The organism is Micromonospora sp. NPDC047740, assembly GCF_043204735.1.
In the GTDB taxonomy this organism is placed as follows: Bacteria; Actinomycetota; Actinomycetes; order Mycobacteriales; family Micromonosporaceae; genus Micromonospora.
On sequence record NZ_JBIDCT010000025.1, the window covers coordinates 100,220 to 106,928 of the forward strand.

Annotated in this window: 5 protein-coding genes and 1 rRNA gene; 2 read left to right on the plus strand and 4 right to left on the minus strand. The window is 72.7% G+C overall.

The genetic code is table 11. The annotated features are described in order from the left end of the window. Nucleotides 1-105 precede the first annotated feature (105 nt). A complete protein-coding gene (locus tag ACGF4F_RS33105; RefSeq protein WP_393083818.1) occupies nucleotides 106-1,341 on the plus strand; it encodes a VOC family protein in 1,236 nt (411 codons plus the stop codon). 30 nt (nucleotides 1,342-1,371) lie between these two features. Here ACGF4F_RS33105 and ACGF4F_RS33110 read toward each other — a convergent pair whose 3' ends face one another. The 3 genes from ACGF4F_RS33110 to ACGF4F_RS33120 are packed head-to-tail and all read right to left on the minus strand — an operon-like array spanning nucleotide 1,372 to nucleotide 5,761. After that, entirely contained in the window at nucleotides 1,372-1,815 is a 444-nt protein-coding gene (locus ACGF4F_RS33110) for a DUF4233 domain-containing protein (protein WP_393083821.1), read from the minus strand. After that, entirely contained in the window at nucleotides 1,812-3,146 is a 1,335-nt protein-coding gene (locus tag ACGF4F_RS33115) for a bifunctional folylpolyglutamate synthase/dihydrofolate synthase (RefSeq protein ID WP_393083824.1), read from the minus strand. The genes ACGF4F_RS33110 and ACGF4F_RS33115 overlap by 4 nt, the downstream gene beginning before the upstream one ends. Further along, the gene (locus ACGF4F_RS33120; protein WP_393083827.1) at nucleotides 3,143-5,761 is read right to left on the minus strand and encodes a valine--tRNA ligase; all 2,619 of its coding nucleotides are present in this window, start codon (nucleotides 5,759-5,761) and stop codon (nucleotides 3,143-3,145) included. The genes ACGF4F_RS33115 and ACGF4F_RS33120 overlap by 4 nt, the downstream gene beginning before the upstream one ends. A gap of 69 nt (nucleotides 5,762-5,830) precedes the next feature. Between ACGF4F_RS33120 and ACGF4F_RS33125 the strand changes: the two genes are divergently transcribed. Then, nucleotides 5,831-6,508, plus strand: coding sequence for a hypothetical protein (locus ACGF4F_RS33125; protein WP_393083830.1), 678 nt, complete (start codon nucleotides 5,831-5,833; stop codon nucleotides 6,506-6,508). Between the two features lie 108 nt (nucleotides 6,509-6,616). Here the strand turns inward: ACGF4F_RS33125 and rrf are convergent. Continuing rightward, nucleotides 6,617-6,709 (minus strand): 5S ribosomal RNA (gene rrf / locus ACGF4F_RS33130); the annotation flags it as partial.

Here is a 6,709-nt window from a genome sequence, read left to right on the forward strand (position 1 = left end):
GGTACGGTCAGCGTAGCGACCCGGTCCCGGCGCCGACGCGGCGGCCGCTCTTTCCCCCGGTCGCCGACACGGCCTAGCCTGGCCCTAGACCCCGGGAGGTCCACTGTGGCGAATGGCGGGAACCGACCCATCGCGCCGGTGCGCAAGCTGATCGGCGCGGTGCTGGGCACCGTGGCGACCTTCATCGTGCTGTTCGGGCTGGGCATGACGAGCTGGGCGATCGTGGCGCTCGGCATCGCGCTGCTCGTGCTGGCGATCGCCCTGGCCACCGTACGTGGTGGCGGGCGCACCTGGGTGGTCGGCCTGGGCCACGTGCACAGCGCCTCCGAGCCGCCCACCCAGTACGCGTTCGGCCGCTGCGAGCTCCAGCTGGTGATCGACGCGCCCGGGCTGCCGCCCCGGTCCAAGAAGATCATCGAGCCGCGGGTCCCGGTCGCCAAGTGGCCCTCCCTGGGCCAGGCCCTGCCGGTCCGGGTCGCCCTCGACGACCAGCGACACGTCCGCGTGCTGTGGGACGAGGTGCCCACCCACGCCGAGACGGCCGCCGCGGTCGCCGACCTCCCGCCCGAGTACGCCGGTCCCGACCCGGTCGACGAGGTGCTGATCGCGCAGGAGGCCCCGCCGTGGGCGGACCGCCCGGAGGAGGACTTCCGGGACGACTTCCCGCCCGCGCCGGACCCGGTCGACGACGTCACGGCGCCGGAGCCGCGCGAGCCGGTGGTGGTGCACCAGCGCCCGGGCGGCCCGGTGGTGCTGGAGGGCCAGCTGGTCGAGCCGGCGGCCGGCCCGCTGCCCCGCCGGGCCACCCCGGCCCCGCGCACGCCCGCCGATGAGCGGTTCGACACCGGGCCGGTCGACCCGATCGACGTCCCGCTGGACGAACCGGCCGCCGAGGCGCCGCCCACCCCGGAGGAGCTGGACGAGGCCATCTTCGGCCCGGCCGGGGACGAGCCGGCGGAGCTGGCCACCCCGATCAGCGGGGTCGGGATCACCCTGCTCGTCACCGACCTGGACCGGTCGCTGGACTTCTACCGACGCCTCGGCTTCGAGGAGTTCGACCGCGGCACCGGCAACGCCATCCTCTCCTCCGGGGCGACCCGCCTGGTGCTGCGCCAGGTGAGCGGGGCCGCGCCGATCAGCCGCCGGCTGGTCCACGTCAATCTGGAGGTCGACGACATCCAGGCCGCGTACGAGCGGCTGCGCGGGTCCGGCGTGCGCTTCACGTACGCCCCGCGGGTGGTCAACCGGGGCACGAAGCTGGAGGTGTGGGCGGCGGCCTTCCGTGACCCGGACGGCCACGGCGTCGCCCTCACCCAGTGGCGCACCCTCGCCGACGCCTGAGCCGCGCCGAACGGGGCCCGGCCGGGGCGCTCAGCCGAGGACGACCCGCCGCACGTGCAGGGCGTACGCCCAGACCAGGGCGAAGATGACCCCCAGCACGAGCAGCGACCAGTGCAGCAGCCCGGACAGCATCAGCAACCCCTGGAGCACGGTCCCGGCGGGCCAGGCCCACGACCGTTTCATCTGTCCGGCCAGCACCACGCAGGCCACCGCCAGCGCCACGATCACCCCGACCGCGGTGCCGCTGAGGTGCCCGCCGACCACCCGGATCGGCTGGATGGCCAGCAGCAGCACCAACGCCTCCAGCGCCAGCGTCCCCGCGCCGAGCCCGCGGACAGCCTTGTCCGGGTTCCGCAACCCGGACCGCCGCTCCCCCGGGCCCGGCTCGCCGTCGCCCGGACCACCGGGCGAGGACGTGGCAGGCGTGGCCGGGTGGTCCTCGGCGCCGGGGCGCTCCTCCACCGGGCCGGTCATCGCTTGAGCAGCCGGCGGGCGTCGGCCACGGTCACCACCGATCCCGTGATCAGCACGCCGACCCCGGCCAGCTCGCCCGGTACGTCGGACTCGGCCTCGGCGACGGCCGCCTCGATGGCGTCCGGCATCTCCTCGGCGACCTGCACCCGGTCCGGTCCGAAGACCTCCCGGGCCAGCGCGGCCAACGCATCGGCGGGCATGGCCCGGGGCGAGCTGTTGCGGGTGACCACGATCGAGTCGAGCACCGGCTCCAGCAGTTCCAGCAGGCTGGCCGCGTCCTTGTCGCCGAGCACGGCGAGCACGCCGACCAGCTTGCTGAACGCGAACTCCTCCTGCAGGGCGGTGACCGTGGCGGCCATCCCGTGCGGGTTGTGCGCGCCGTCGAGCAGGATCGTCGGGGCGGTACGCACCTTCTCCAACCGTCCCGGCGAGGTGGCCGAGGCGAAGCCCTCCCGGACGGCCTCGATGTCGAGCTGCCGCTTGGCGCCCGCGCCGAGGAACGCCTCGACCGCGGCGAGCGCCACGGCCGCGTTCTGTGCCTGGTGCGCGCCGTGCAGCGGGATGAAGATCTCCTCGTACACCCCGCCGAGGCCCTGGATGGTGAGCACCTGGCCGCCGACCGCCACCGCCCGGCGGAGCACGCCGAACTCGGCGCCCTCGCGGGCGACGGTCGCGCCGACCTCGGCGCAGCGCTCCAGGATCGGCCGGGCGGCCTCCTCCTCCTGCGCCGCCGCGATCACGGTGGCCCCCTTGTGGATGATGCCCGCCTTGTGCAGCGCGATGTCCTCGACGGTGTCGCCGAGCCACTCGGTGTGGTCCAGCCCGATCGGGGTGATCACCGCGACCCCGGCCTGGATCACGTTGGTCGCGTCCTCGGCGCCGCCGAGCCCCACCTCCACCACCGCGACGTCGACCGGCGCGTCGGCGAACGTGGCGAACGCCAGCGCCGTGGTCATGTCGAAGTAGGTCAGCGGCTCGGCGGAGCGCTGGTCGACCAGCTCGGCCAGCGGCGCCACCTCCCGGTACGTGGCGACGAACCGCTCCTCGCTGACCGGCTCCCCGTCCAGGCTGATCCGCTCCCGGACGGTCTCCAGGTGCGGGCTGGTGTAGCGGCCGGTGTGCAGCCCGAACGCCCGCAGCAGCGAGTCGATCATCCGGGCCGTCGAGGTCTTGCCGTTCGTGCCCGTCAGGTGGATCGACGGGTACGCCCGCTGCGGGCTGCCGAGCAGGTCGAGCAGGCTCTCGATCTTCTCCAGCTCGAAGTGCATGCGGGTGAAGCCGCGCTCGCCGAGCGCGGCTTCCACCGCGGCGAATTCGGTACGGTCGGTCACGAGGGAAGCGCCTCCAGCGCGGCGTCGATCCGGACCAGGTCCGCCTCGGCCACCGCGAGCCGCTCACGGATCTTGGCGACCACGGGCTCGGGCGCCTTGCCGACGAACGCCGGGTTGTCCAGCTTCGCCCGCGCCTGGGCGACCTCCTTCTCGGCGGCCGCCCGGTCCTTGGTGAGCCGCGCCCGCTCGGCGGCCACGTCGATCGAGCCCCGGGTGTCCAGCGCGACACTCACCTCGCCGGGCATGGCGAGGGTGGCGCTGGCCTGGAAATCGTCGCCGGGCGCGTCCAGCCGCACCAGCGACCGGATCAGCGGCTCGTGCGCGGCGAGGCCCGCCGGCCCGAGGCCGTCGAGCCGGGCCGCCACCCGCTGCGTCGAGCGCAGCCCCTGGTCGGAGCGGAACCGCCGGATCTCGGTCACCACCCGCTGCAGGGTGCCGACCTCGCTCTCCGCGGCGTCGTCGACTCCGGTACGGTCGGCCACCGGCCAGGTCGCGATGAGCACCGTCTCCCTGCCGGTCAGCGCGCTCCACAGCTCGTCGGTGACGAACGGGATCACCGGGTGCAGCAGGCGCAGCAGCTGGTCCAGCACGTGCCCGAGCACGCGGCGGGTCGCGTCGGCCGCCGCCCCGCCCTCGGCGAGCACCGGCTTGCTGAGCTCCACGTACCAGTCGCAGACGTCGTCCCAGGCGAAGTGATAGAGCAGGTCGCACACCTTGGCGAACTCGTACGCCTCGAACTGCTCGTCCACCTCGGCGGTCACGTGCGCCAGGCGGGACAGGATCCACCGGTCGACCGTCGACAGCTCGCTCGCCGCCGGCAGCGGCCCCTCGGTGTGTGCGCCGTTCAGCAGTGCGAACCGAGTGGCGTTCCAGAGCTTGTTGCAGAAGTTGCGGGAGCCCTGGCACCACTCCTCGCTGACCGGCACGTCCTGACCCGGATTGGCGCCCCGGGCCAGGGTGAACCGGGTGGCGTCGGCGCCGAACCGGTCGATCCAGTCCAGCGGGTCGACCACGTTCCCGAACGACTTGGACATCTTCTTGCCGTGCTCGTCGCGGACCATGCCGTGCAGCGCGACGACGTCGAAGGGCTGCACGCCGTCCATCGCGTACAGGCCGAACATCATCATCCGGGCGACCCAGAAGAAGAGGATGTCGTACCCGGTGACCAGCACGCTGGTCGGATAGAACTTCGCCAGGTCGGGGGTCTGCTCCGGCCAGCCGAGGGTGGAGAACGGCCACAGGCCGCTGGAGAACCAGGTGTCCAGGACGTCCTCGTCCTGCCGCCAGCCCTCGCCGGTCGGGGGCTCCTCGTCGGGGCCGACACAGACGATCTCGCCGTCCGGGCCGTACCAGACGGGGATGCGGTGGCCCCACCAGAGCTGCCGGGAGATGCACCAGTCGTGCATGTTGTCGACCCAGGCGAAGTAACGCTTGGCCAGCTCGGCCGGCTCGATCCGCACCCGGCCGTCGCGGACCGCGTCGCCGGCGGCCTTGGCCAGCGGGGCGGTGTTGACGAACCACTGCAGCGACAGCCGCGGCTCGACCGTGGTCTTGCACCGCGAGCAGTGCCCCACCGCGTGCAGGTACGGCCGCTTCTCGGCCACGATCAGCCCCTGCTCACGCAGCGCGGCGACGATTGCCGGGCGGGCCTCGTACCGGTCGAGCCCCTGGAACGGGCCCGGCGCGGTGATGATGCCCCGCTCGTCCATGATCGTCAGCGCCGGCAGGTCGTGCCGCTGCCCGATCTCGAAGTCGTTCGGGTCGTGCGCCGGGGTCACCTTGACCATGCCGGTGCCGAAGCTGGGGTCGACGTGCTCGTCGGCGACGATCGGGATCCGCCGGTCGGTGAGCGGCAGCGCCACCGTGGTGCCGATCAGGTGCCGGTAGCGCTCGTCCTCCGGGTGCACCGCGACCGCGGTGTCGCCGAGCATGGTCTCCGCCCGGGTGGTGGCCACCACGACCTCGTCGCTGTAGCGGATCGAGATCAGCTCACCCTCGTCGTCGGTGTGCTCCACCTCGATGTCGGACAGCGCGGTGAGGCAGCGCGGGCACCAGTTGATGATCCGGTTCGCCCGGTAGATCAGCCCGGCGTCGAAGAGCTTCTTGAACATGGTCTGCACGGCCCGGGACAGGCCCGCGTCCATGGTGAAGCGCTCGCGGTCCCAGTCGACCGCGTCGCCGAGCCGGCGCATCTGGCCCAGGATGGCGCCGCCGGACTCCGCCTTCCACTGCCAGACCCGCTCGACGAACTTCTCCCGGCCCAGGTCGTGGCGGGACAGGCCCTGCGTGGCGAGCTGCCGCTCGACCAGGTTCTGGGTGGCGATGCCGGCGTGGTCCATGCCGGGCAGCCAGAGCGCCTCGAAGCCCTGCATCTTCTTGCGGCGGGTGAGGGCGTCCATCAGCGTGTGCTCGAACGCGTGGCCCATGTGCAGCGAGCCGGTGACGTTCGGCGGCGGGATGACGATGGTGAAGGGAGGCTTGTCGCTCTCCGCCGACGCCCGGAAGTGGCCGGCGGCTACCCACTGCTCGTACCGTCGCTGCTCTACCTCGCCGGGCTGGTACTGGCCGGCAAGGGTGGGGGCGTCGGGGCGTCGGGCATCCAGTCTCTCGGTCACCCTGAAAGTCTACGGAGCGCTTCTGGAGACCTGACGTGCGCCACCTCTTGTTCGCGTACGGTGGCGGACATGTCCGACGCACATCTCACCGAGCGCCCGGTGGACGACGGGTCCGAGCCGGTCGACCTGACCGACGAGCCGATCCAGCTGAGCCGCCGGGATCCGGCGATGGAGCCCGAACGGCATCCCGCCTCGCGTCGGCGCCGGATCGTGCTGGGCGCGGCGCTGGCCGTCGGGTTGGCCGGCCTGGGGGCGCTCGGCGTCGGCGGCTGGCGGGTGCTGGCCCAGAAGGACACCACGCTGGATACGCCGGCGAAGGTCGCCGGGCTGACCCGAGACGACAGCGAGGGCGCCCGCACCACCGCGGACTACCTCCGCAACGGCTTCGCCGCCGACATCGACCTGGACCGGAGCTTCGGCACCGTCTACAGCGACCCGGCCGACGCCAAGCGGGCGGTGCTCATGTTCGGCGGCACCACGTTGCTCTGGCAGCCGGAGCGGGACCTGGACACCCTCTTCGGGCTGATGGCCGACGAGACCGGCAAGGTGAGCGGGCTGCACGAGGTGGACGCCGGCCGCCTGGGCGGGGTGATGAAGTGCGGTTCGACCAGCGGCGACGGCGGCGACTTCGCGGTCTGCGGCTGGGCCGACCACGGCAGCGTGGTGATGGCGATGTTCGCGGGCCGTCCGGTCGACGATTCGGCCGTGCTGTTCCGGCAGCTGCGCGAGGGTATTCAGAGCCGCTGACCAGAGGCTGCGGGACACCGTTCACGGCGGGTCCGGCGGCCGGCGATTCCCGCGCCGGAAACGCAGTCAGGGTCACCCGAAAATCGGGTGACCCTGACTGGAAAGATTGTCCGGCGGTGTCCTACTCTCCCACACCCTCCCGAGTGCAGTACCATCGGCGCTGGAGGGCTTAGCTTCCGGGTTCGGAATGTTACCGGGCGT